This is a genomic window from Sphingomonas hankookensis (genome assembly GCF_028551275.1).
GTDB lineage: Bacteria > Pseudomonadota > Alphaproteobacteria > Sphingomonadales > Sphingomonadaceae > Sphingomonas > Sphingomonas hankookensis_A.
Window position 1 is genome coordinate 67,214 of the sequence record NZ_CP117026.1, and the last position, 21,617, is coordinate 88,830.

At 63.8% G+C, this 21,617-nt stretch carries 17 protein-coding genes and 6 pseudogenes; 8 read left to right on the forward strand and 15 right to left on the reverse strand.

What is annotated here, in order from left to right:
- Positions 1-95: 95 nt before the first annotated feature.
- On the reverse strand, positions 96-1,565 hold the full coding sequence (locus PPZ50_RS17280) for an ISNCY family transposase (protein WP_231729986.1): 1,470 nt from the start codon (positions 1,563-1,565) through the stop codon (positions 96-98).
- A 225-nt stretch (positions 1,566-1,790) separates the two neighbouring features.
- Complete coding sequence (locus PPZ50_RS17285) at positions 1,791-2,240, reverse strand: hypothetical protein (protein WP_007406364.1); 450 nt, start codon at positions 2,238-2,240, stop codon at positions 1,791-1,793.
- Between the two features lie 116 nt (positions 2,241-2,356).
- Between PPZ50_RS17285 and PPZ50_RS17290 the strand changes: the two genes are divergently transcribed.
- Both PPZ50_RS17290 and PPZ50_RS17295 read left to right on the forward strand, forming a co-directional pair.
- Positions 2,357-2,770, forward strand: a complete 414-nt coding sequence (locus PPZ50_RS17290) for a LexA family protein (RefSeq protein ID WP_007406310.1) — start codon at positions 2,357-2,359, stop codon at positions 2,768-2,770.
- Positions 2,771-2,775: 5 nt separating this feature from the next.
- The gene (locus PPZ50_RS17295; protein WP_007406368.1) at positions 2,776-4,035 is read left to right on the forward strand and encodes a Y-family DNA polymerase; all 1,260 of its coding nucleotides are present in this window, start codon (positions 2,776-2,778) and stop codon (positions 4,033-4,035) included.
- A gap of 2 nt (positions 4,036-4,037) precedes the next feature.
- Here PPZ50_RS17295 and PPZ50_RS17300 read toward each other — a convergent pair whose 3' ends face one another.
- The 4 genes from PPZ50_RS17300 to PPZ50_RS17315 all read right to left on the reverse strand — a co-directional run bounded on the left by PPZ50_RS17300 (position 4,038) and on the right by PPZ50_RS17315 (position 6,410).
- Positions 4,038-4,346: a hypothetical protein gene (locus PPZ50_RS17300; RefSeq protein WP_010409222.1), complete on the reverse strand. Its 309-nt coding sequence runs from the start codon at positions 4,344-4,346 to the stop codon at positions 4,038-4,040.
- Positions 4,347-4,605: 259 nt separating this feature from the next.
- Positions 4,606-4,866, reverse strand: a complete 261-nt coding sequence (locus tag PPZ50_RS17305; protein WP_021320008.1) for a hypothetical protein — start codon at positions 4,864-4,866, stop codon at positions 4,606-4,608.
- A 306-nt stretch (positions 4,867-5,172) separates the two neighbouring features.
- Complete coding sequence (locus PPZ50_RS17310; protein ID WP_050794213.1) at positions 5,173-5,616, reverse strand: GNAT family N-acetyltransferase; 444 nt, start codon at positions 5,614-5,616, stop codon at positions 5,173-5,175.
- A gap of 119 nt (positions 5,617-5,735) precedes the next feature.
- The gene (locus PPZ50_RS17315) at positions 5,736-6,410 is read right to left on the reverse strand and encodes a YgjV family protein (RefSeq protein ID WP_082731248.1); all 675 of its coding nucleotides are present in this window, start codon (positions 6,408-6,410) and stop codon (positions 5,736-5,738) included.
- 471 nt (positions 6,411-6,881) lie between these two features.
- Between PPZ50_RS17315 and PPZ50_RS17320 the strand changes: the two genes are divergently transcribed.
- The gene (locus PPZ50_RS17320; RefSeq protein ID WP_037569531.1) at positions 6,882-7,337 is read left to right on the forward strand and encodes a hypothetical protein; all 456 of its coding nucleotides are present in this window, start codon (positions 6,882-6,884) and stop codon (positions 7,335-7,337) included.
- 65 nt (positions 7,338-7,402) lie between these two features.
- On the opposite strand, the gene PPZ50_RS17325 is transcribed toward PPZ50_RS17320, so the two are convergent.
- Both PPZ50_RS17325 and PPZ50_RS17330 read right to left on the reverse strand, forming a co-directional pair.
- A complete protein-coding gene (locus PPZ50_RS17325; protein WP_037569529.1) occupies positions 7,403-9,547 on the reverse strand; it encodes a TonB-dependent receptor in 2,145 nt (714 codons plus the stop codon).
- Between the two features lie 104 nt (positions 9,548-9,651).
- Positions 9,652-9,942, reverse strand: a pseudogene (locus PPZ50_RS17330) (integrase core domain-containing protein); the annotation flags it as partial.
- On the opposite strand from PPZ50_RS17330, the pseudogene PPZ50_RS17335 reads away from it, so the two are divergent.
- A pseudogene (locus PPZ50_RS17335) lies at positions 9,943-10,299 on the forward strand (IS21 family transposase); the annotation flags it as partial.
- A 34-nt stretch (positions 10,300-10,333) separates the two neighbouring features.
- Here PPZ50_RS17335 and PPZ50_RS17340 read toward each other — a convergent pair.
- A pseudogene (locus PPZ50_RS17340) lies at positions 10,334-10,672 on the reverse strand (integrase core domain-containing protein); the annotation flags it as partial.
- Positions 10,673-10,826: 154 nt separating this feature from the next.
- Here PPZ50_RS17340 and PPZ50_RS17345 point away from each other — a divergent pair.
- Positions 10,827-12,123: pseudogene (locus PPZ50_RS17345) on the forward strand (IS110 family transposase).
- 214 nt (positions 12,124-12,337) lie between these two features.
- Here the strand turns inward: PPZ50_RS17345 and PPZ50_RS17350 are convergent.
- Positions 12,338-13,170 (reverse strand): annotated as a pseudogene (locus PPZ50_RS17350) (IS3 family transposase); the annotation flags it as partial.
- A gap of 68 nt (positions 13,171-13,238) precedes the next feature.
- Here PPZ50_RS17350 and PPZ50_RS17355 point away from each other — a divergent pair.
- The 3 genes from PPZ50_RS17355 (at position 13,239) to PPZ50_RS17365 (ending at position 14,292) form a co-directional block, all read left to right on the forward strand.
- Positions 13,239-13,604 carry a hypothetical protein gene (locus PPZ50_RS17355; RefSeq protein ID WP_198356474.1) on the forward strand — a complete coding sequence of 122 codons (366 nt, stop codon included), beginning with the start codon at positions 13,239-13,241 and terminating at the stop codon, positions 13,602-13,604.
- 116 nt (positions 13,605-13,720) lie between these two features.
- On the forward strand, positions 13,721-13,999 hold the full coding sequence (locus PPZ50_RS17360; protein WP_021233332.1) for a type II toxin-antitoxin system ParD family antitoxin: 279 nt from the start codon (positions 13,721-13,723) through the stop codon (positions 13,997-13,999).
- Positions 13,996-14,292, forward strand: a complete 297-nt coding sequence (locus PPZ50_RS17365) for a type II toxin-antitoxin system RelE/ParE family toxin (protein WP_021233331.1) — start codon at positions 13,996-13,998, stop codon at positions 14,290-14,292. The genes PPZ50_RS17360 and PPZ50_RS17365 overlap by 4 nt, the downstream gene beginning before the upstream one ends.
- Positions 14,293-14,303: 11 nt before the next feature.
- On the opposite strand, the gene PPZ50_RS17370 is transcribed toward PPZ50_RS17365, so the two are convergent.
- The 5 genes and pseudogenes from PPZ50_RS17370 to uvrB all read right to left on the reverse strand — a co-directional run bounded on the left by PPZ50_RS17370 (position 14,304) and on the right by uvrB (position 21,566).
- A complete protein-coding gene (locus PPZ50_RS17370; RefSeq protein ID WP_062127261.1) occupies positions 14,304-14,885 on the reverse strand; it encodes a PRC-barrel domain-containing protein in 582 nt (193 codons plus the stop codon).
- Between the two features lie 52 nt (positions 14,886-14,937).
- Positions 14,938-15,766 (reverse strand): annotated as a pseudogene (locus PPZ50_RS17375) (family 1 encapsulin nanocompartment shell protein).
- A complete protein-coding gene (locus PPZ50_RS17380; RefSeq protein WP_082824898.1) occupies positions 15,759-16,856 on the reverse strand; it encodes a Dyp-type peroxidase in 1,098 nt (365 codons plus the stop codon). Before PPZ50_RS17380 ends, PPZ50_RS17375 begins: the two are co-directional and overlap by 8 nt.
- Positions 16,857-16,912: 56 nt before the next feature.
- Positions 16,913-19,567, reverse strand: a complete 2,655-nt coding sequence (locus PPZ50_RS17385) for an excinuclease ABC subunit UvrA (RefSeq protein WP_126014096.1) — start codon at positions 19,565-19,567, stop codon at positions 16,913-16,915.
- A 22-nt stretch (positions 19,568-19,589) separates the two neighbouring features.
- Entirely contained in the window at positions 19,590-21,566 is a 1,977-nt protein-coding gene (gene uvrB, locus PPZ50_RS17390; protein ID WP_062126562.1) for an excinuclease ABC subunit UvrB, read from the reverse strand.
- Positions 21,567-21,617 lie beyond the last annotated feature (51 nt).

Sequence of the window (21,617 nt, forward strand, 5' to 3'; positions counted from 1 at the left end):
GGCAGCGTGGAGCCATCCACAAGCGCAGCGCTGACCCCGCTGATGCGGTGAGTTCTGAGAGGGCTACGGACCCGCTGCGCCAGCAGCGGGCCCGGTCACGCTAGAACAGCAGGCAGTGAGGCAGGTTCCTGAGGCGGCGTGTTCCGATCTCGGCCCGCGTATTCGGCCAGTCCACGCGCGACGAGTTCCGTGTTGGGAAGGCGCGGTCCACGCTTCAGCTTGGGCGTGCAGAGCGTGCGGCGATCCACCTTCGATGCAGTCGGAGCAGCCGAGGCGGCGAACATACCGCCAGTCTGGGCGGTCCGCGCCGGCTCGTTGTTGTTCCGCTTGCGGTGGTGTGGTGCCGTTTCCTGCAGGAGCCGCGCCATCGCCAGCGCCGCGTCGAGATGCTTGTTGTCGACCACCGCTGCCTGGTTCACCCGCTGCATCTTGTCGAACACGCGATAGGGCAAGGCCTGCCCGTCGTGTCGGATCTCGATCCGCCCGTCAGGGAACTCGCAGACATCTACCCGCTTGCGCGCCAGTGCCTGGCTGACCCGGTTCGGCTCCAGGATGAACAGCGCCTTGTTGTAGTGCAGCGTCAGCGCCGCGGTCACCGTGCGCTGCTCGCGCCAGACCATCTCTGCCTCGATGTTCTCGTGCGGCGCCAGCGGGCGGTGGAGATCGCGCGGGTCGAACGGCGTCCTGGCGAACTGCCGGTTGTGCCGGGCCATGTAGGCGGGGAGAAAGGCATTGGCCTCCTCGATGGTGGAGATGCCCTCCAGTCGCATCGCCTTGACCAGCCGGTCCTGCAACGTGCCGTTCGCCCGCTCGACACGCCCCTTGGCCTGCGGCGAGTTGGCGCAGATGATCTCGATGTTGAGCGCATGCAGCGCCCGCCCGAGATGGGTCATGCCGTCACCGTTCGCCGAAGCGGTGTTGTTGCGAAACGCGCTGTGCTTGTCGGAGTACAAGGCGACCGGCTTTCCGTGGCGCTCGATATACGTCCGCGTGGCCCGCATGTAGGCGAAGGTGCTCTCGCTCTCTACCATCTCCAGGTGCATCAATTCGCTGGTCGCATCGTCGATATAGACCAGCAGCGTGCATTGCGGGCCCCGGTCCTCGAACCACCAGTGTTTGGACCCGTCGACCTGGATCAGCTCGCCGCGGCAGTCCCGCCGGTAACGCGGCTGGTGCGGGCGAGGGCGACGCGCTGCGCGGTCCTTCCACAGCCCCGCTGCCATCATCATCTGCCGCAGCGTCTCGCACGACACCCGGATGCCGTGCCGCTCGGCCAGATACTCGCGCGCCAGCGTGGGCCCGAACCCGTTATACTGCTCGCGCACGAGGCTGACGACCTGGTCACGAAAGGCATCGCCGTAACGCCGGTTGCTCGGACGGCCACGCTTGCGCGAGATCAGCCCGGCTGCGCCGTCCTGCCGAACTCGCTCCAGCAACCGGTAGATCTGTCGACGCTCAAGGCTCAGTAGCGCCATCGCGTCTGCAACCCGGATCTCACCGCGGTCGAGCCGCATCAGCGTGTCGAACCGGCTCACCTCGGCAGTACTCATCGTCAGCACCGTCATCGTTCGCACATCCTCGCTGCCGAGGATGGCCATGACACCGGCGACCCGCTGGCACTGTGTGCCTTTTCTATCTAGCGGAGCAGTGTCATTTCTACTTAGCGCCTACACCTGTTTTGTTCGATAATATATCTTATGTTAAATCAATGGCTTAGCAGATTTCCGGCATCGTTCTTGCAGAGACTGACGTGGCTTTTTCGCAGCTAAGGCTTGCCAGTCAGTCGCGAGTTAGCCGCGCCGTCGTTCTCGCGCGCGAGCGTGTCGCGGATCTTCGTAAAGATCCTGCAGCGCGCGCAGCCGAAACGCATTCCACCAGCGTTGCCAGCGATGCTCCTCGGCATCGTGGAGCATGTGACATCGCTGGCATAGCGCGGCGAGATTGCGCGGCGCGCTATTGCCAGGATCATGATCCAGATGCGCGCAGGCCAGCACGACATAGGTGATCCGCACGACGTCGAGCGCGAAGAGGTCGCCGACCTTCACCCGTCGCCCCTCTCCCGATCGCCAGCATCGCGCTTCGCTATCCCACCAGCGCCCATCGCCCAGATGCGCGACGTGCCGAAGATGCGGTCGCCGGCAGCGTTCGCAGCGCCCTCCTGCCCGCACGAACCGGATCTGGTCCGACAGCAGCGGCCAGTCGATCGGGTACAGCCAGCGGTTTTCGGGGCGGATCGGCATCCATGACTCTATGAGTCATGCGAAATGAGAACAAAAGGAAAATCTCGTTCCCTTCATGTTCTTATCCAGCATATCATGCGCGCATGTCCGCGTGTGTGATTCCCCTGTCCCAACCGATGCCGATCGCCGATCTGCCGCCAGCGTTTCGCCTGAGGGTGGTGAGCGCGGCCGGCGCTGGCTTCCCCTCGCCTGCCCAGGACTGGGAGGAAACCGCGATCGATCTCGTGGCGCTGCTGCGCCTCGACCGCGCCGCCAGCTTCGTGTTCCGGGTCAGCGGACAGTCCATGATCGACGCTGGAATCTATGATGACGACGTGGTGGTGGTCGATCGCGACGCCACGCCGGTTAGCGGCCGCATCGTCATCGCCGTGGTCGACGGGGGCTTCGTGATCCGCCAGTTGGTCTGGCGCGACGGCAAGCCGGTCCTCGAGGCCCGCAACGCGCGGATGCGCTACGACGCGGTGATCGCGGATGAGAGTGTCGAAGTGTGGGGCGTCGTCCGCGCCTCCGTGCGCAACCTGCAGGGCTGACCGCCATGTGGGCGATCGCTGACGTCTCCAACTTCTATTGCTCGTCGGAGAGGGTATTCGACCCGTCGCTGCGCGATAAACCGCTCATCGTGCTGAGTAACGGGGACGGCTGCGCCATCGCGCGCTCCGAGGAGGCCAAGGCGCTGCACATCAAGATGGGTGCGCCGATGTTCAAGATTCGTGATATCGTCCGCGAGCATGGCATCCAATACCGCAGCAGTTCCTACGAATTGTATGCCGACATGAATCGTCGCTTCAATCAGGTCCTCGCCGAGCACAGTTGCACGGTCGAGGTGTACTCGATCGACGAATCGTTCTTTCGCCTGCCGGTGCTCCCGAACGGCCTGGGCGACGTGGCGGCCGCGCACCGCGTGATCGCGGCCGTCAAGCGTGCGACGGGCCTGCCGATCCGCATCGGGCTTGGCCCGACCCGGACGCTGAGCAAGGTTGCCAACGCCCTCGCTAAGGCGTCGGAGAAGGTCTGGAAGGGCGTGGTCGACCTGCACGACATCGAGCTGCGGCGGCGCCTGTTCGCGCAATGGCCGGTCGAGGAGGTCTGGGGCATCGCGCGAGCGATGACCGAGCGGCTGCGACCGCTCGGCGTCAGGACGACGGCCGATCTTGCCGCCCTCCCCCCGGAGGTCGCGCGCGACGTGGGGACGGTGGTGCTGGAGCGGCTCGTGCGCGAGCTGAACGGCGTCGAATGCACCGATTTCGAGCCGGAGCCGCCCCCGTCCAAGGCGACCGCGGTGACCCGCTGCTTCGGTGAGCCGGTGCGCGAGGTCGCGGCGCTGCGCGAGGCGATGGTGCGCCGCGCGGTCCGCGCGGCCGAGAAGATCCGCGCGCAGGATCTCGCTGCCACCCGCCTGATCGCCTTTGCCCACGGAAGCCGGTTCAAGCCCAACGCGCCGTCCGCCTCGCGCATAGCGCGGCTGTCGCCGGCGACCAATGATCCGCGCGTGATCGGCGGTATGGCGGGCCGCATGGCGGATGTCATGTACGAAACTGGCGGCGTCTACACCAAGTGCGGCGTCATGCTCGAGGGGCTGGAGCCGATGACCGCGCACCAGGCCGACCTGTTCGCGGTGCCCGATCCGCGATCCCCTGCCCTGCTCGCCGCGATCGACGGGCTCAACGGGCGGTTCGGCCGCAACACGATGCGGCTTGCCTCCGAGGGCTTTGGCCAGAAGAGCTACGACACCAAGCGTGCTTTCAAGAGCCCGTCCTGGACCACGCGGATCGATCAGGTGCCGATCGCGCGGTGAGATCAATAGCGATAGCCTGCCTGCCGGCAGGCCGCTGCCAGCTTCATCACTCGCCCATCCTTCGCGCCGTACTGGCGCAACCGTGCGGAATAGCTGTCGCAATAGCTTTTCGCGCGAGCGGACAGTGGCACCCCGTTCGGACCTCGCGCGGTCGCCGCCCCGCCCCGTTCGGCATAGCCACGAGCAGTCGCTGACTGAACCTGGGTGCGCGCTTGCGCGCCCAGATCGACTGCGCCGGGCATGTCCTGCGCGCCGGCAGGGGTCGCGATCGCGAATATCCCGACCGTGAACACAGCAACCAGGCTACGCATTCGATGTTCTCCCTCGAATTTCCGTCAGGCCATCAACGATTTGGCGGCAGCATCGTGCCGGTCGCGGGAGCGATTATGGATGCATGTAGGCGCTTGCAATCGTAGCGGCGTGTGCTCGCAAACGGAGCGATTTTCTGCTCGGATTATCTGACAATGGGCGGAGCAGTCTGCTCACGCTAATTGCCAATGTGCTCGCCATCATCCGGCGCTGCTCGCAGTCATGGTCGCCTGCTCACATTATCTGCCAGCGGGAGTGGCGTCAGCGTGGCACCCGGATGGAGCCGTCCGCGATCCCTTCGGCGATATTTGAGAGCATGACGGCGTAGCGGTGCAGGCCGGGGAAGCGACCGGCGTTTCTCTCGATCTCTTCGCCGTATCCGGCATCGAGCAGCGCCTTGAAGTCCGGCATCACGTCGAACATGCCGCCGAGCAGATCGATATCGGAAGCACCGATCAGCAGCAGGGCATTCGCATGGGCGTCGAGGCGTTTCATCGTCTCCAGCATTTCGGTTTTGGTCATCGCACCCTTTCCGCTTGCGTGGTGTCATCGCCTATTATGCGCTGGCCCTGTTCGCGAAAACCTTCCTTTCTGACGACCTCGCGGGCGGGCCATGACGACAACGCATTTCTGCGGCCCGCCGCTTGTCAGAACTGTTCTGGAAACCTGCTTCGCAAAAGCGCTTGCCGGCTACGGGTTTGGAGAGCCCATTGGCACGGAGCGTGAGCACAACGCCCCGTTTGCAAGCAGCGCCGGTGATGGCGAGCACACTGGCAGATAATTCGAGCAGGACGCTCCCCGCCAGTGGCAGAAAGCGTGAGCAGGAAATCAGGCTGTTTGCGAGCACACGCCGCTACGTGTAGCGCCCGATTCTTTGTTGGCCGCCACCACATCTCCGCACACGGTATAGCCAAGCCGTTGGTAGAGTGCGAACGCCCGGTCGTTGCGAACAGCAACGTGGAAGATCAGGAAAGGTATCCTGCGGCGACGTACCCATTCCTCGGCGGATTTCACCAGACTTGTTCCGAGCCCACGTCCCTGCCACCGTGTCCGGATAGCCAGATTAAACGAGGCAAATTCGGCAGCGCCTTCGATGCACACGCTCCGCACATCTATGTAGCCGACGAGGTCGCCTATGCGTTGCAGGACGAAGATGCCTCGTTCGCCGGCTACGGCGGCGCTCAGCTCCACAGTTGTGCGGCGCAGGAGTTCCCCTCGATCTCGGACATCGAAGATCATATGTTCCGCTTCGCGAGCGAGGGCGATCTTCAAGCGTACCAAAGCTTTAGCGTCGGCAAGGTTCGCCGGGCGTGGCTCGCTCCAACTCCGCTTTCCGCCTACTTGAGCTATCGAACGCGCCGGCGGGAGTGGGGGCGCGTATATCGCCTGTGTCATGTGAAGACTTGGGCTCCCTGTAACGCGCGCGCGCGCTTTGGAATCGCGAGTTTGCCGAGGGATAGGTGACCAGAGCGGAAAGCGTGACGTGGGGAAAGCTGCGTCGGACAGCTTAGGCTGCGTGGCCCGTCCGCTCCACGCTGTTTCCGCTTCCAAAAGGCAAAAAGCCCAAGCAGATTGCCTGCGACAGATACAAGATCAACGGCCAAGGCGAACGGTGCGCCAATGAGAAGATTGTGGGCCAGCCAGAAGGGGGCGGCCACGAGAAAGACCATCTTCATCCGCGTCGTTGATCGCTGGGTCCGTGCCATGAAGGAAGCAGCCCCGCCGCAAGCGGCAAGGCCGGATAGGAGCCCATGCCAGGTCGCCACGGTAAGCAATAGCAGCGCGAGCAACGTCGCGCCGTCGAGCGCGAGCTTGGCAACCCGGTCACGAACCACCAGCGCGACGGTGAGCTGCATCAGGGAAAGAACGCATGCGGCCGAAGCGGTAGGCGCGCCGATCAGCGCGAAGTGCAGCGCGAAGGCGCACGCGCCGGTGCCTTGCACCATGAGCGCTCCCCGGCGCGAGGGTAGGAGCGGCCAGCTCACCACGCAGCCGAGGCCGACGATGCCGAATAGGATCGCAGCTAACCCGGTGCTCGCAAACGTCTGATCGAGGAAAAGCGACATCTATGCTCGCGTCGGGGTTGGTCCGGCTTCCACCGTGAAGGAAGAAGGTTAATGTGACGTTGTTGTCGACCGCTTTCCCATCGCGAGTCCCGGCCACAATGGCATTTGGCTTTTGTTGCGGACTGGTTCATTCTGCGCCTAGGGCGGCGCTCTTCCCTTTGGGTTCCGCCCGTGTTTGGACCAGGACAATGGTGCGTGACGCTTTCAAGCTTCTCGCCATCTCGACGTCGCTCGTGCTTTCTGGCTGTGTCAGTCCGCGAGAAATGGCCGCTCGCCATCGGGCGGCGTGTGCGAGTTATGGCTTCCAGCCTGGAACGGAGAGCTATGCGAATTGCCTTCTTCAGCTCGACGTAGGTGATTACGGCTACGGCCATCACAGGGGTGGCGTGCCGTTGTTTCCTGCCCGGCATCGGGCGCCCGCACCGCCTTTCCCTATCGCCACGCAAGACTAGGGTCGGCTACAGTTCACTGATGCTCCTTCGTCCTCACCTATTGATCTGCGCACTTTCGCTCGGCAGCGCCGCGCCCGTGGCGGCTCAGCAAGCGGTGCCTGCCGCGCCACGAACCGTGGCGGGTGCTTCGAAATTCATCCAGGACATGCTGACCCGCGGCACAGCCGTCGCAAAGCCTTGGCCGGGTTTCGTGCGGAGCAGCAGGATCACGAGCGTAGGAGTGAAAGGTGGTTGCCTCGTTACGCTCACGCTCGCCGACAAAAGCGCCCTCAGCGTGAAACTCGATCAGGTGGTTGCGATCCGACCGCTTTACTCGGCCAACGCGCCCCAGGCGTCGGTGGAGATCAAAGGGGGCGCGCAGCCCTACGAGGGTCTCGATATATTCGTCGGGGACAACGACGCGGTGCGCCGCGTCGGTGATGCCCTGGAGTTCATGCGCCAGTCCTGTGATCCATCGGCGAAGACTGGTTTCTAAACCGGCCAGCGGCGTCTCACCGACTTTTGCAAGGTTCATATGCTCGCAACCGACCAAGTTGGCCGTTATAACCTCATTCTAACCGTCGCGCGCACCGTCGTCGGCGCGCCGGGCATGATGTTGTTGTCGTTGTAGGCGGACGAGAAATAATCGCTGTTAAGCAGATTCTCGACGTTGATTTGCGCCTCGATCTGGGGGGTGAGCTTGAAGAATGCTGCGGCATCGACGCGCGTGAAGGCGGGTAGGATGGCGGTATTGCTGATGGAGGTGAAGCTCTTCGACTGGTGATAGACCCCGACCCCGGCCCCAAGGCGAGGGGTGAGGTCGTAGCGGGTCCACAGCGAAGCCTGCTGTTTGGGAACCAGCGGAACCTCGCGCCCGGCCGGGGCGACACTCGTCGTTTTGCGAATTGTCGCGTCCTGCAGCGCATAGCCCGCGCTGATCTGCCACTGTGCTGTGATCGCACCGCTAAGGCCGAGTTCGAACCCCTTACTGCGCTGAGCACCCGTCAGCACCGTCCGCGCGGCGTCGTTGGGGTCGGCCGCGCGGGTGTTGGTGCGGTCGAGCTGGTAGATGGCGGCCGTCAGGTTCAGCGTGGGCAGGATATCCCACTTGAGGCCAAGCTCGTAGTTGTCGAACCTTTCCGGTTCCAGCGCGGCGCTAGTGATATCGAGTGATGAGAATTGATCCCCCGACTGCGGCAGGAAGGACCGGCTATAGCTGGCGTATATCGAGACAGGTTGCACCGGCTTGAGCACCACGCCCACTCGGGGAGACCACAGGGTGTCCGTGCGGCTATAGCTCTGTGCGGCAACCAGGTCGTCGACGTTGAGCGTGAAGCGGTCGCGGCGAACGCCGCCGATGACATCGACATGGTCGCCGATCGAGATCTGGTCCTGCACGTAGAAGGCAGTGACGTCGGCGTTCGTGCGGACCGACCGGTAGCCGGTGTTGGCGGCGGTGCGCAGCGTAACCGGCGGCACCGTGATCGGGTCGGCCAACCCGACAAAGACGCGCCGCCCCCCATTGACGATATCGCCACCCCCGAAAAAGCCGTTGATCCGCTGGTTGCGCGTGCGCTGGTCGCTAACTTCGAAGCCGGCGAGCAGCACGTGGCGAACGGGGCCGGTGGTGACGGTCCACACAAGGTCGTTCTGGTTGAGCAGGTTCGTGCGCGTCGTGGGATCGCTATACGCTTCGAGGCCGACGCTGCGGACGCCGCCGCGCGGCGTGACCGGGGTTACCGCAAAGGCGTTCCGATAGAGCTTGTCATAATCACCGTACAGGATCCGGCTGGTCAGGGTCAGATTGTCGCTGAAGCGGTGCTCAACGCGGCCATTTAGGACCTTGGCCTCGAAATCGCTGACGTTGAACCCCGGCACACCGAAGAAGGTGTCGCGGACGCCGGTAAGCGGACGTGATGGGCTCGTGAGCGAGCCCTGGACGGCCGAGGGGACGCCTCGGTCGATCGTTCGCTTGTCGCTGTTATATTCGAAGCCCAGATCGATCCGAGTCGCACCGCCGAGCGAGAGCGCGACGGTCGGGTTGATCGCAACCCGGCGCCCGTCATAGAAGTCGCGATTGTTTCGGAACTCCTCGTAAACGGCGTTCATCCGGGTGGAGACGGACTCGCTGAGTGGCTGACTGATGTCGGCGTCGACATACCATGCGCCATATGTGTCCGCCGAACCGCTGCCGCTGATGAAGGCGTTGGCGACAGGGCGCTTGGTGACGCGGTTGATCACGCCCCCGCCGCCGCCGCGCCCGAAGATCATCGCGTTGGGACCTTTCAAAACCTCGATCCTCTCTGCATTGTAGAGGCCGCGATAATATTGCACGTCGTCACGCAAGCCATCGACGAAGAAGTCCGCGGTGCTGCTGTTCCCGCGCAGGATGATCTGATCGCGGTGTCCCTCACCTTGAGAGATTACGGCGCCGGGGACATAGCGTAGTACATCGGCAATAGAGCGCATCGCCTGGTCGTCGATCTGCGTTTCCGTGATGATCGATACCGCTTGGGGGACATCGTTGAGCTCGGTCGGTGTGCGCGTGGCGGTGCTGGTCGCATCGATCTGATAGCCGTCGCGGACGCCGGTCACGATGATCGTTTGCGAGGTGCTGCCGGGGCCCGGCAGGAACTGGTCTTGAGCCATTGCCGGGACGGTGAGCAGCCCGAAGCCGAGTGCAGTTCCAATACCAAGATTTCTCACCGTTGACCCTTTTGCGAATCTCTCTCACCAACGCAATAGGTGATTTGAGAGTGCGTCGCAATAGCCTTCGTGAGCAGCCCCCACCGGGTGGTCCGGGTAGATAGTTAGTGCATTGTCGTCTCCGCCGCCATTGCCGGGCGCAGGTGGAGCGAAGCGGAACCGGAGGCCGGCAATGGCGGCGTCGCCGCTTCTGGTGCGGGTGGGCGATAGCCCAGGCTGCTATGTGGCCGGATGGTGTTGTAGTGGCGCCGCCACGCCTCGATCAGCACTCTGGCCTCGGCGAGGCTGTAGAAGATCTCTCCGTTAAGCAGCTCGTCACGCAGCGAGCCATTGAAGCTCTCGTTGTAGCCGTTCTCCCATGGCGAGCCTGGCGTGATGTAGAGCGTGTTCACGCCGCCTTCTTCGGAGGCGTGCCGACGCGCGGCATCTACGACAACATGAAGACGGCGGTGACGAGCGTGTTCACGGGCAAGGAGCGGGTCTTCAACCGGCGCTTCCTGGTCATGGCCAACCATTACATGGTCGAGCCGACCGCCTGCTCACCGGCGTCGGGCTGGGAGAAGGGTCAGGTCGAGAACCAGGTACAGACCGCGCGCGGCCGCTTCTTCCAGCCACGCCTGCGATTTACCAGCCTCGAGGAGCTGAACGGTTGGCTGGAGGCCGAGTGTCGGCGCTGGGCCGACATGCACCGGCATCCCGAGCGGAAGGAACTGACGGTCGCCCAGGCATGGGCAGCCGAACGGGCGGTGCTCTGAGCAGCCCCCACCGGGTGGTCCGGGTTGATAGTTAGTGCATCGTCGTCTCTACCGCCATTGCCGGTCGGAGGTGGAGCGAAGCGGAACCGGAGATCGGCAATGGCGGTGCGGCCGCTTCCGGGGCTGGCGGGCGGTAGCCCAGGCTGCTGTGTGGCCGGACGGTGTTGTAGTGGCGCCGCCATGCCTCGATCAGCACCTTGGCCTCGGCAAGGCTGTAGAAGATTTCGCCATTGAGCAGTTCGTCGCGCAGCGAGCCGTTGAAGCTCTCGTTATAGCCGTTCTCCCAAGGCGAACCCGGTGCGATGTAGAGCGTCGTCACGCCGATCTTCCCGAGCCATTTCTGGACCGCAGTCGCGATGAACTCGCTGCCGTAGCACATCGGGAAGCGCTGGTTCGGGAGCCGCTATGGCCCTGATGAAGACAAGGCCGCGTAGCGGCCGCAGGCTTCATCAGGGCAAGCCATGGCCGGCCAGCAGGTATCTAAAGTGAGGTTGTCGAGACAACACTTTGGAGGCCGACCGACCATGACCAAGCTCACTTCTACGCCTGCCGGCGCCGTGCTGGTAGCCATCGACATGTCCAAGAACCGGCAGGAGGTCCTTATCGAGCGCCCCGAAGGCGGCCGGCGCCGGCGGCTGACCGTCATGGCGACCAGGAAGGACTATGACGGCTTTGCCGAGCAACTCGCGGCCATCGGCCGCCCCATCGTCGTCGGCTTCGAGGCGACGGGCAACTACCATCGCACGCTGGCACATCGGCTGCTGACGGCGGGGTTCGAGCTGCGCCTCATATCGTCGGTCGCGCTCGCCCGAACGCGCGAGGCGCTGCACAACGGCTGGGACAAGAACGACCCCAAGGACGCGCAGGTCATCCTGCACATGCTGCGGATCGGCGCGACGCAGCGCTACGTCGACCCGCTTGCTGCGGGCATCAATGACCTGCAGGAACTCTCGAAGACCCACGAGACGATCTCCAGGATGAAGACGCAGACTTGGCACCGGATCCTGACCCACTACCTGCCGCTGTACTTCCCCGAGATTGCCCGCTTCGCAGGCAACAGCCGGTCCGACTGGTTCCTCGCGCTCATCGAGCAGTTTCCGACACCGGCCACCATCACGGCGCTGGACCGCGAGGCGTTCTCGGCCGCGGCGTGGCCGCTCATCGGCCGCAAGGTCTCCAAGGCACGCCTCATCAACGACATCTACGAGACGGCGTCCGCCTCGACGGCACTGCCGGTGCCGGAGGACTCAGCCGCCATCACCATGTTCCGCATGGTCATCGCGCAGGGCCGCAGCCTCATCCACCAGCGCGACGAGATCGAGCGGCTGGCCCATGCGCGGCTCACCGATGACGTCGACTACCAGCTGCTGCGCAACATTCCGGGCATTGGTCCGATCAACGCGCTGACCATCCTGGCCGAGGCCGGTGATCTACGTCGCTTTAACCATCATCGACAGTTCCTGAAGTTCTGCGGTCTCGATCTCGCAACGTGTCAGTCGGGCACGTTTCGTGGCCGCACCAAGCTGTCTAAGTATGGTAACGCGCGGCTGCGCCGCACCTTCTGGATGGCTGCCCAGGTCGCCGCGCGTCAGCGCGACAACAGCTTCCGCGACAAGCTCGGACGGTACACCGCTGGGCACGCGGACGATGCCGACCGTCGCCGCAAGGCGATGACGGCGCTCACCGCCAAGATGGCGCGCGTGGCTCACGCCGTCGTCAAGACGGGGACAGAGTACCGGCCGTTTCTCGAACGGTCGGATGCCAGGTGGAAGGACCCCTCTCTGCAAGTGCCGTGAGGGCGCTCGTCGAGCGACCCTGTAGATAATGTTCGGGCCTTCCACCTGGGTGCGTATCTCGTTTTAAGGATGGTGAGGACCACGGCCGCCCCGGCGCCGCTGGATCCTATGTTTGCTATGGCAGGGAGCGATCCCGTTGACGGTGGGAGCCATCTGGCTCAGATTGCATGCCGCGCCGATAGATGTCGGCGCATGGATATCTGCTGGCCGAAACCCGCCGCTGCTTCCCGACATAGGACGTTATCGGACCTGATATGGGCTGGTGGACCGCGCTCGATGAACAGCTCGGCGAGTGCCGCCAGCACATCCTCATGGTTGAGCCGACGCGCGACCACCAGCGCCAGACATTCCCTGCTGGCCTCGTCGATGATGGTCAGAATGCGGAACTTGCGCCCATCATGGGTGCGCCCTTCGACGAAATCATAGGCCCAGACATGCCCTGGATATTGTGGTCGCAGCCGGATGCACGAACCGTCGTTCAGCCACAGCCGCCCGCGCTTGGGTTGTTTCTGCGGGACTTTCAGCCCTTCGCGTCGCCAGATACGTTCCACCCGCTTGTGGTTCACTGACCAACCCGCCGCATGCAGCAGCGCGGTCACCCGCCGATAGCCGTAGCGCCCGTACTGTCTGGCCAAGGCAATGATATCCTCGGTCAGCAATTGCTCGTCATCTGCCCCGCACGGTTCCTTGCGCTGCGTAGACCGGTGCTGGCCGAGCACGCGGCACACACGCCGCTCGGACACATCCAGCACAGCCCGCACCTGATCGACGCAGCGTCGGCGCCGTGCGGGGCTCAGAAGTTTCCCTTTGCCGCCTCCTGCAAGATGAGCTTGTCCAGCGTCAGGTCCGAGATCGCGCGCCGCAACCGGGCATTCTCCTTCTCAAGATCCTTCATTCGCCGAGCCTGATCCGTCTTCAGGCCCCCATATTCCTTGCGCCAGCGATAGTAGGTCTGCTCGCTGACTGCGATCCGCCGGCAAGCCTCAGCGGTCGTGCCGCCCTGACCCAGCATGATCTCAACCTCACGCAGCTTCCCGATGATCTCTTCGGGCTTGTGCTTCTTCGCAGGCATTCGTCGTCCCTTCCTTGGTCCAGACTGTCATAGTCGATGGACCACTCAGAAGGGGGCAGCTCAAGGACATGATCGTCCTGCGCCTCGGCATCCCGCCCGTCTATGGCAAGAAAATCCGCTATTATACGGAGAAGGCCATGGTCGCACTGACCAAGATCCCCGCACCGCAAATGCCGAACATTCGACCCGACCCCACCGCACCGATAAACAGCCTGCGGGTGATCGCCGCGGCCGAGGCGGATGATAATGGCGCCCCTGGCTCGGCCCCGCCTGCTCATGGTCCTGGGCCGCAATCCGGAGGCGGCGGCACGGCCCCGACCCACCACCGCTTGAACCAAGCCGCGATCGCCGCCGCCATGGCCGCCCCTGCCGGGGAACGCACCAGCAAGCTTTTCCAACATATTGTTATGGTGGGCGAGGCAAAGGTCGCTTAGCGTTATGTGATCTTGCCCTCGCCGGTGGGATGACCCGAAGGGGGAACGGCTGCACAAGAGAGGCAGGCGCCTTGAAACCAATGGCAGTTTTTGCCATAATGGTAGTGAGGTGATTTATGGCTTCGATGAACGTCTCCCTTCCAGACCCCATGCGGGATTACGTCCAGCGCCGCATCGACAGCGGGCATTATGCCAGCGTGAGTGATTATGTTCGCGATCTCATTCGGCGCGATCAGGGTGAGACGCAGGATGTCGAACGGTGGCTGCATGATCTTGACGCCTCGATCGAACGCGGCCTTGCCGATGCGGAGGCGGGGCGCACCCACGACCTCGACGACGCCTGCGATGCTATCATCGACAGGATTCGGACACGGGCAAGCGCTCAGCCGCAATGAAAGTCATCCTGACGCCGGATGCGCTGGCCGACCTCGATCACATCGCCGAACATATCGAAAAGGACAATCCCGCGAGAGCCATCAGCTTTGTCGAGGAATTGCGTGAGGCGGCCCGTCGCCTTGCCGATCTGCCCCAGGGCTATCCTCTGGTGCCTCGCTATGAGCGCTACGGTATCCGTCGCCGTTCCTATCGCCGCTATGGCATCCTCTACCGGCCAGAAGCCCACCGTATCCTGATCCTGCGCTTTCTTGGCCCCGGTCAAGATCATGATCGCGCGCTCCAATTGGTTTGAGCGATCGCTTGCTAGGGATTGATCGGAGCGAAGGCGGGCCAGTCACGACTTTTGAGGCCGGGCTGTGACAGGAAGCTCGGGCCGTCCAGCAACAGCGTCATGCGCGTGTAGCCGATCCTGAGGGATTCGAGCGGCACCGCTCGCAATGTCTCTTCAAGACCGGCATATCGCTCGTCCGAGATCACCACATAGTTTATCCTGCCGGTCGAACATTCGATCAGGGCCTCGACAACCCGGCCCAGATTCATCCCGCTCTTGTCATCAACCGCCATGCCGATCAGGCCGGTCGCGGTGAACAGGTTCGGCGTATCGGATCTTTGGCTGGCTGTTTCGGCCGATCGGCCGCCATCCTCATATTTGGTCTGCTGCCCCAACCATCGCCAGATACCGACGAGGTTCGTCAGCATCAGGAATCCATTGGTGGCAACCAAGGCTGTCTGTCCTGTGGCGTAGCCCAATGTGGTCCAGCAAACCGAGCTGATGCTGAACACCACGAAGCCCCAGCCCGTCACGCGCGCGCCCAGGTTGGAAGCCGTCATCATCGCCGCGATCATCGTCGCGATCGTGGCGAGCCAACCGACGAGACTTATCATCGTCCCACCCCTCGCTGCGGCCCGCGTGGGGGCGGCGCAACCGGCAACGCCTTCACGCCGGCTGCGCCGACGCTTCCGCTGTCGGGAGCGAAACAGCCGCCTCGCTCGTCAGCAGCCGGAAGGTGAAGCTCTCTTGCAGGTACAGCTCAACCACCTCGGCGGTGTGGCTGAGATAGCCAATCGACAAGTCCTGTCCGAGATCGAGTTCGAAATCGCCGCCCCGTGTTGTCAGGACGACGCCGCCCGTGATGCCCGGCGCCCAGATGATATCGCCATCCACCAGACGATTGATGTGCTGGAGCACCGGATAGCCCTCCTCGCTGCCGCCGCTGATCGCGGTGAACGGATCATCGCCCAGCACCAGTCGATAAGGCCCCTCGACCCCGGCAAGGCGCAACCGGTCGACGGCTTGGGCGACGATGGCGGGATATCCGGCGACGGCCGTGGGCAGCGGCACCGGCTCGTTGCTCGCGCCGGGACGGATGCCGCCGATATCGGCAGCGGCATAGCCATCAAAGATCGCACGATTTTCGGCAAAGGCGATCGTGCGGGCAGCTTCCTTGAGCGGCTGCCAGTCGGAATCTTCGGAGCCACGCTCCACATCGTCGATCGCAGCGCGGGTCAGCGTGAAGGGCACGCGCAGTTCGACTACGGCATTGGCCGCACGCCGCACGCCGCACGGCCTGGACGCCATCGCTCGGCGCATCGATCGGCTTGGTGTGGCCCGTGCCCACGGCCGCGAGCGTAGCCCCCTTCGGGTCCGGCACGTCCACGACGCGGCGCGCGGCCAGATAGCGCTTGAGGGTTCGGGTCGCCTCTTGTTCGATCTGTGCCCAGGCGGCGTCTGAGATCGGGGCGAGTTCGCGATGGAGGTTATTCATGTCCGGCCTCGTCTTTGAGTGATCCAATGCGGAGCGATCCGTCCAATGCCGTTGGAGCCTCCGGGGTCGGAGCCGTGGGTGCCGGCGCAGCCACCGCTTCATCGCCATTGCTATCGTCGCCATCGGCCGCAGGCGGCCCCGGCGTCACGGCGTCCAGAAAGTCGGCCGACGGCACGAAATAGAGCGAGCCGGTCACGGCCCGGCTGACATCGAGCAGGCGATCGTAGTTGCCGGGCGGCAGGCCGATGAACATATTGTCGAGCATCCGCTCGATCCGCGTGGGTGAGCGGGCGTAACCGATGAAATAGGTGCCGAACTCCCCCTTGCCGACATCGCCGAACGGCATGTTGTCGCGCAGGATCTGGAGTTGCTCGCCGTCCTCCTCGATGTTGGTGAGGACGTTGTGCGCGAAGCTCGGCTTCGCTGCCTCGTCCAGCTCGATGTCCGACAGTTTCTCGCGCCCGACGATCTTCTCCTGTTGCTCGACGGGAATCGCGTTCCACTTGTCGAGGTCATGGAGGTATTTCTGGACGATCACATAGCTGCCGCCAGCGAAGACCGGATCGTCCGCCGCCCCGATCACCGTGGCATCTCTCGCCCCCTGCTCGACGGGGTTTTCCGTCCCATCGACGAAGCCCAGTAAGTCGCGATCATCGAAGTAGCGGAAGCCATGCACCTCGTCCGTGACCGAGGCGACGCCGGCGAGGCGCTTCACGATCTGCGCGGCCATCTCGAAGCACAGGTCCTGCCGTGCGGCGCGAATGTGGAACAGCAGGTCGCCGGGTGTCGAAGGCGCATGATGGACGCCATGAATTTCCCGGAACGGATGCAGCTCCTTCGGCCGCGGTGCCCCGAACAGTCGGTCCCAGGCATCGGAGCCGATCCCCATGATGCAGGAAAGCCCTCCATCCGCTGCCCTAAAGCCGACGCCACGCACCAGCGAGGAAAGGATTGCGCAGAGATTTCGCACCGCCATCTCGGGCTTTGCACCCGCGCCCATCGACACCACGAGGAAGATGGCTGCACGAGTGAGCCGGGCATCGACGGCCTGGGAACGTGCGGTAACATCCTGAGCGACAGTGGAAGGCAAGCTCGTCTCCTATGGCCGGACCCGGCCCATCGTTATGGCACACACCCAAGAGGCGGCTAAAGCGCCGCCTTGAGATAGGGCGCGGTCAGACTGCCTTCCGCCTCTGCAACGTCGCTAGGGACGCCGCTGGCGATGATTAGGCCACCTTCCTCCCCGGCTCCCGGTCCGAGATCGATGACCCAATCCACCTGTGCGATGGCGCGCATGTCATGCTCGACGACAACAACCGTATTGCCCACGTCGACAAGGCCCTGCAGGTGCCGCATCAGCCGGTCCGCGTCGGACGGGTGAAGCCCCGAAGTAGGCTCGTCGAGGATGTAGATGGTGTTGCCGCGCTGGGCGCGTTGCAGCTCGGTCGCAAGCTTGATGCGCTGCGCCTCGCCGCCCGACAGTTCCGTCGCCGGCTGCCCGAGCCTCAGATATCCAAGGCCGATCTCCCGCAGCACATCCAGCGAGCGCATGACGGACGCCTCACCCGCGAAGAAGTCGCACGCCTCGTCCACCGTCAGCTCCAGCACCTGGGCGATGTTGCGGCCGTTCCATTCGACTTCGAGCGTTTGCGGGTTGTAGCGGCTGCCGTGGCAGGTCGAGCACGGCGCATAGACGCTTGGCAGGAACAGCAGCTCCACCATCACGAACCCCTCGCCCTCACATACCGGGCAGCGGCCTTCGGCGACGTTGAACGAGAAGCGGCCGGGGCTGTAACGGCGCTTCTTGGCCAACGGAGTGCCGGCAAAGATCTTGCGCACATGATCGAACAGGCCGCTGTAGGTGGAGAGGTTCGAGCGTGGGGTGCGGCCGATCGGCTTCTGATCGACCCGCACCAGTCTGCGCACATGCTCCATGCCCGCAACGATGCGGCCTTCGGTCTCTTCCTGCGCAACATCAAGCAGCGGATCGGCATCCTCTTCCTCGGCAGCCGGCGAGCCGCCGAGCTGTTCCGCGACAAGCTCCGGCAGCGCCTGGCTGACCAGACTGGACTTGCCCGATCCCGAAACCCCGGTGACAGCGGTGAAGCAACCGATCGGAAGCTCGACGTCGAGGCCGCGCAGGTTGTTGCGCGTCACCCCCTCTAGACGGAGCCAAGCCTTTGCTTCGCGCGGGGTCCGGTCATGGGCGACGGGCTCTGCGAACAGATAGCGGCGCGTGATCGACGCCTCGACGTCGGCCAGTCCCGCGATCGGCCCGCTGTAGAGCACTTCACCGCCCTTTTCGCCTGCTCCTGGCCCTACATCGACCAGCCATTCGGCATGGCGGATCACGTCAAGATCATGCTCGACGACGAACAGCGAGTTGCCCGCCGCTTTCAGCCGCTCAAGGATGGTGAGCAAAGCTTCGCCGTCTGCCGGGTGCAGCCCCGCCGAGGGCTCGTCCAGCACATAGACCACGCCGAAAAGCTGCGAGGACAATTGAGTGGCAAGGCGCAGGCGTTGCAGCTCGCCGGAGGAAAGCGTCGGCGTGCTTCGGTCGAGCGAGATGTAGCCAAGGCCAAGATCGATCAGCGGGCCGAGCCGTTCGAGCAGCTCGGATGCGAGACGCTGCGCGGCGACCCGCTTCTCATCGGAGAGGTTGGGCGTGCGGCGCACGTCGGGCGCTGCCTTGTGCGCCGAGCCTCCCGCCGCGACCCTGCGTTCAACTGCCGCATCGCGGGCCGCCTTGCCAAGAACATGGCCCTTCGGGGCCGCCGCGGCGCCCCCATACTCGCCATGCGCGACAGGCGTGAGCAAGTCCCGGAGCTTCAGCACCGTCAGGTCGCCAAACTCGGCGATGTCGAGGCCCGCGAACTTCACCGACAGAGCCTCGCGCTTCAGCCGCTTGCCGTCGCAGGTCGGGCAATCGCGGCCTATGATATATTGCGAGACGCGCTTCTTCATCAGCGCGCTTTTGGTGTTGGCGAACGTCTCCAGCACATAGCGACGGGCGCCGGTGAAGGTGCCCTGATAGCTCGGCTCCATGCGGCGCTTGAGGGCGACGCGCGTCTGCTCGGGCGTCAGACCCGCATAGACCGGCACCGTCGGCGTCTCGTCGGTGAAGAGTATCCAGTCGCGATCCTTCTTCGGAAGATCCCGCCATGGGGTGTCGACATCATAGCCGAGCGAGACGAGGATATCGCGCAGGTTCTGGCCGTGCCACGCGGGCGGCCATGCGGCGATGGCGCGTTCCCGGATCGTCAGCGTGTCGTCGGGCACCATCGTCTCTTCGGTCGCGTCATAGACGCGCCCGATGCCGTGGCAGGTCGGGCAGGCGCCCGCGACTGTGTTTGGCGAGAAGTCCTCCGCATAGAGCATGGGCTGATTGCGCGGATATTCGCCGACGCGCGAGTAGAGCATCCGTACCAGGCTGGAGAGCGTCGTCACGCTCCCAACCGAGGACCGCGCATTGGCCGAGCCGCGCTGCTGCTGCAACGCGACTGCGGGAGGCAACCCGTCGATAGCGTCAACCTCCGGCACACCGGCCTGATCGATCAGGCGGCGGGCGTAGGGCGCGACCGATTCCAGATAGCGGCGCTGTGCCTCGGCATAGAGGGTGCCGAAAGCGAGGCTCGATTTGCCCGATCCGGATATGCCGGTGAACACCACGAAGGCGTCGCGCGGCACGTCCACGTCGACATTCTTGAGATTGTTCTGCCGCGCGCCGCGTACCTGAACGAAGCCGGAGCGCGGCGCGCGTTCCTTGCCGGGGGTGGTTTGAGGCTCCTGATCCTTGCTCATACGGTCACTTTCACTCGGCGCATCACAGATAGATGAACTGACGGTACAGGCCGTCCAACTCGCCCCGGATCGTCTCCGCCCGATCCTCGTCATCGTTATCTACTGCCGTCAGCAGCGCCTGTTCCTTCGCGGTGATCCGGTCGCACAGCTCGTACAGATTTTCGCAGAAAGCCTCCGAATGGACCGACGGCTCTTCCCGGTCGGGCTGCGCCGACGCCAGGCCGCGAACCGACGAGAGCGGGGTGACATCGTTCTCTTCGTTGAAGGCGATCTGGCGCTGTCGCCGACTCTCGGTCTCGTCGATCGCGGCCCTCATCGCCGGCGTCACGGTATCGGCGTAGAGAACTGCGGTGCCGTTCACGTTGCGCGCGACGCGGCCGATCATCTGGATCAGCGCCTGGGCCGAGCGCAGGAAGCCCGCGCGGTCCGCATCGAAGATCGCGATCAGCGACGCTTCGGGGATATCGAGCCCTTCGCGTAGCAGGCTGATACCGATCAGCACGTCGAACTCGCCCGCGCGCAGGCCCTCGATGATCGCGACCCGATCCTCGACCTTGACGTCAGAGTGCATGTAGCGCGCGCGCACGCCCTGGCTTTCGAGGAATGCGTGCAGCTCCTCGGTCGCGACCTTGGTCAGCGTCGTGACCAGCACGCGCTCATCGCGCTTCGTGCGCTGCGCGATCTCGCGTAGCAAATCATCCCGCGCGCCTTGGGACGGGCGGATTTCCACTTTCGGATCGAGCAGGCCGGTCGGCCGAACGATCTGTTCGACCACCCTGCCTTGCGAGGCCCTTACCTCATAGGCGCCGGGGGTGGCGGACACGAAGATCGTCTGCGGCTTGACCTGTTCGAACTCGTGGAAGCTCAAGGGGTGGCTGTCCTTCGAGGATGGCAGGCGGAAGCCATAATCGATCAGCGTATCCTTGCGGGCCTGGTCGCCCCGGAACATCGCCGAGATCTGCGGGATCATCACATGCGATTCGTCGACGAACAGCAGCCCATCCTTGGGCAGATAGTCGAGCAGGGTTATGGGCGGGAGCGCTGGGTCACGGCCGCTCAGATAGCAGGCGTAATTTTCCATGCCCGAGCAATATCCGACCTCGCGCAACATCTCGGCATCGTTGGTGATGCGATCATAGAGGCGCGCCGCTTCCGTCAGGCGATTTTCGCTGGTCAGCCGCTCGACCTGCGTCTCCATCTCTGCGAGGATCGCCGTTGCGGCCTTGCGGGCCTGATCGGCGGTCGCCGCCAGAACGGTCTTGGGCGATACGAGATAGTGATCGGTGCTCTCTAGCTGCCTTCCGGTCGCCGCATCGAACCACTGGAGGGACGCGATCAGGCCGTTCGCCAATCCGACCCGCAGGGCCTTATATTCCGAATCCGCCGGGTAAACCTCAACAGCGTCGCCATCAGCGCGATAGGTGCCGCGCTTCAGCTTGTGCTCGGCCCGATCATATTGCAGACGCGCCAGGCCGCGAAGAAGCTCTTCCTGTCCCAACCGCGCGCCCTCGGTCAGCGGAACCTGGAGCGCGCGATAATTGTCGGGATCGCCCATGCCATAGATCGACGATACCGAGGCAACGACGATCGTATCGCGGCGCTCAATCAGGGATTTTGTCGTCGAAAGGCGCAACCGTTCCAGATGCTCGTTGATCGAGGAATCTTTCGGAATGAACTCATCGCGGCCCGGCAAATACACCTCTGGCTGGAAATAGTCGTAGTAGGAGACGAAATACTCCACGGCGTTTTCAGGGAAAAATCGCCGCATTTCGTCATAGAGCTGCGACGTTAGCGTCTTGTTGGGGGCCAGGATCAGCGTGGGACGCTTCAGGCGATGGATCACGTTGGCCATCGTGAACGTCTTGCCCGACCCCGTGATGCCCTTGAGGGTCTGATGGTGCGCCCCCTCCTCGATGCCGGATATGAGCCGCGCGATCGCTTCGGGCTGATCGCCCGCCGGGGTATAGTCGGAGTGCAAAATGAATATGCCAGTCGACATCAGATATCCTCCTGCCAGGGCCAGGCCATGAACGCCTCAAGCGTGCCCAAA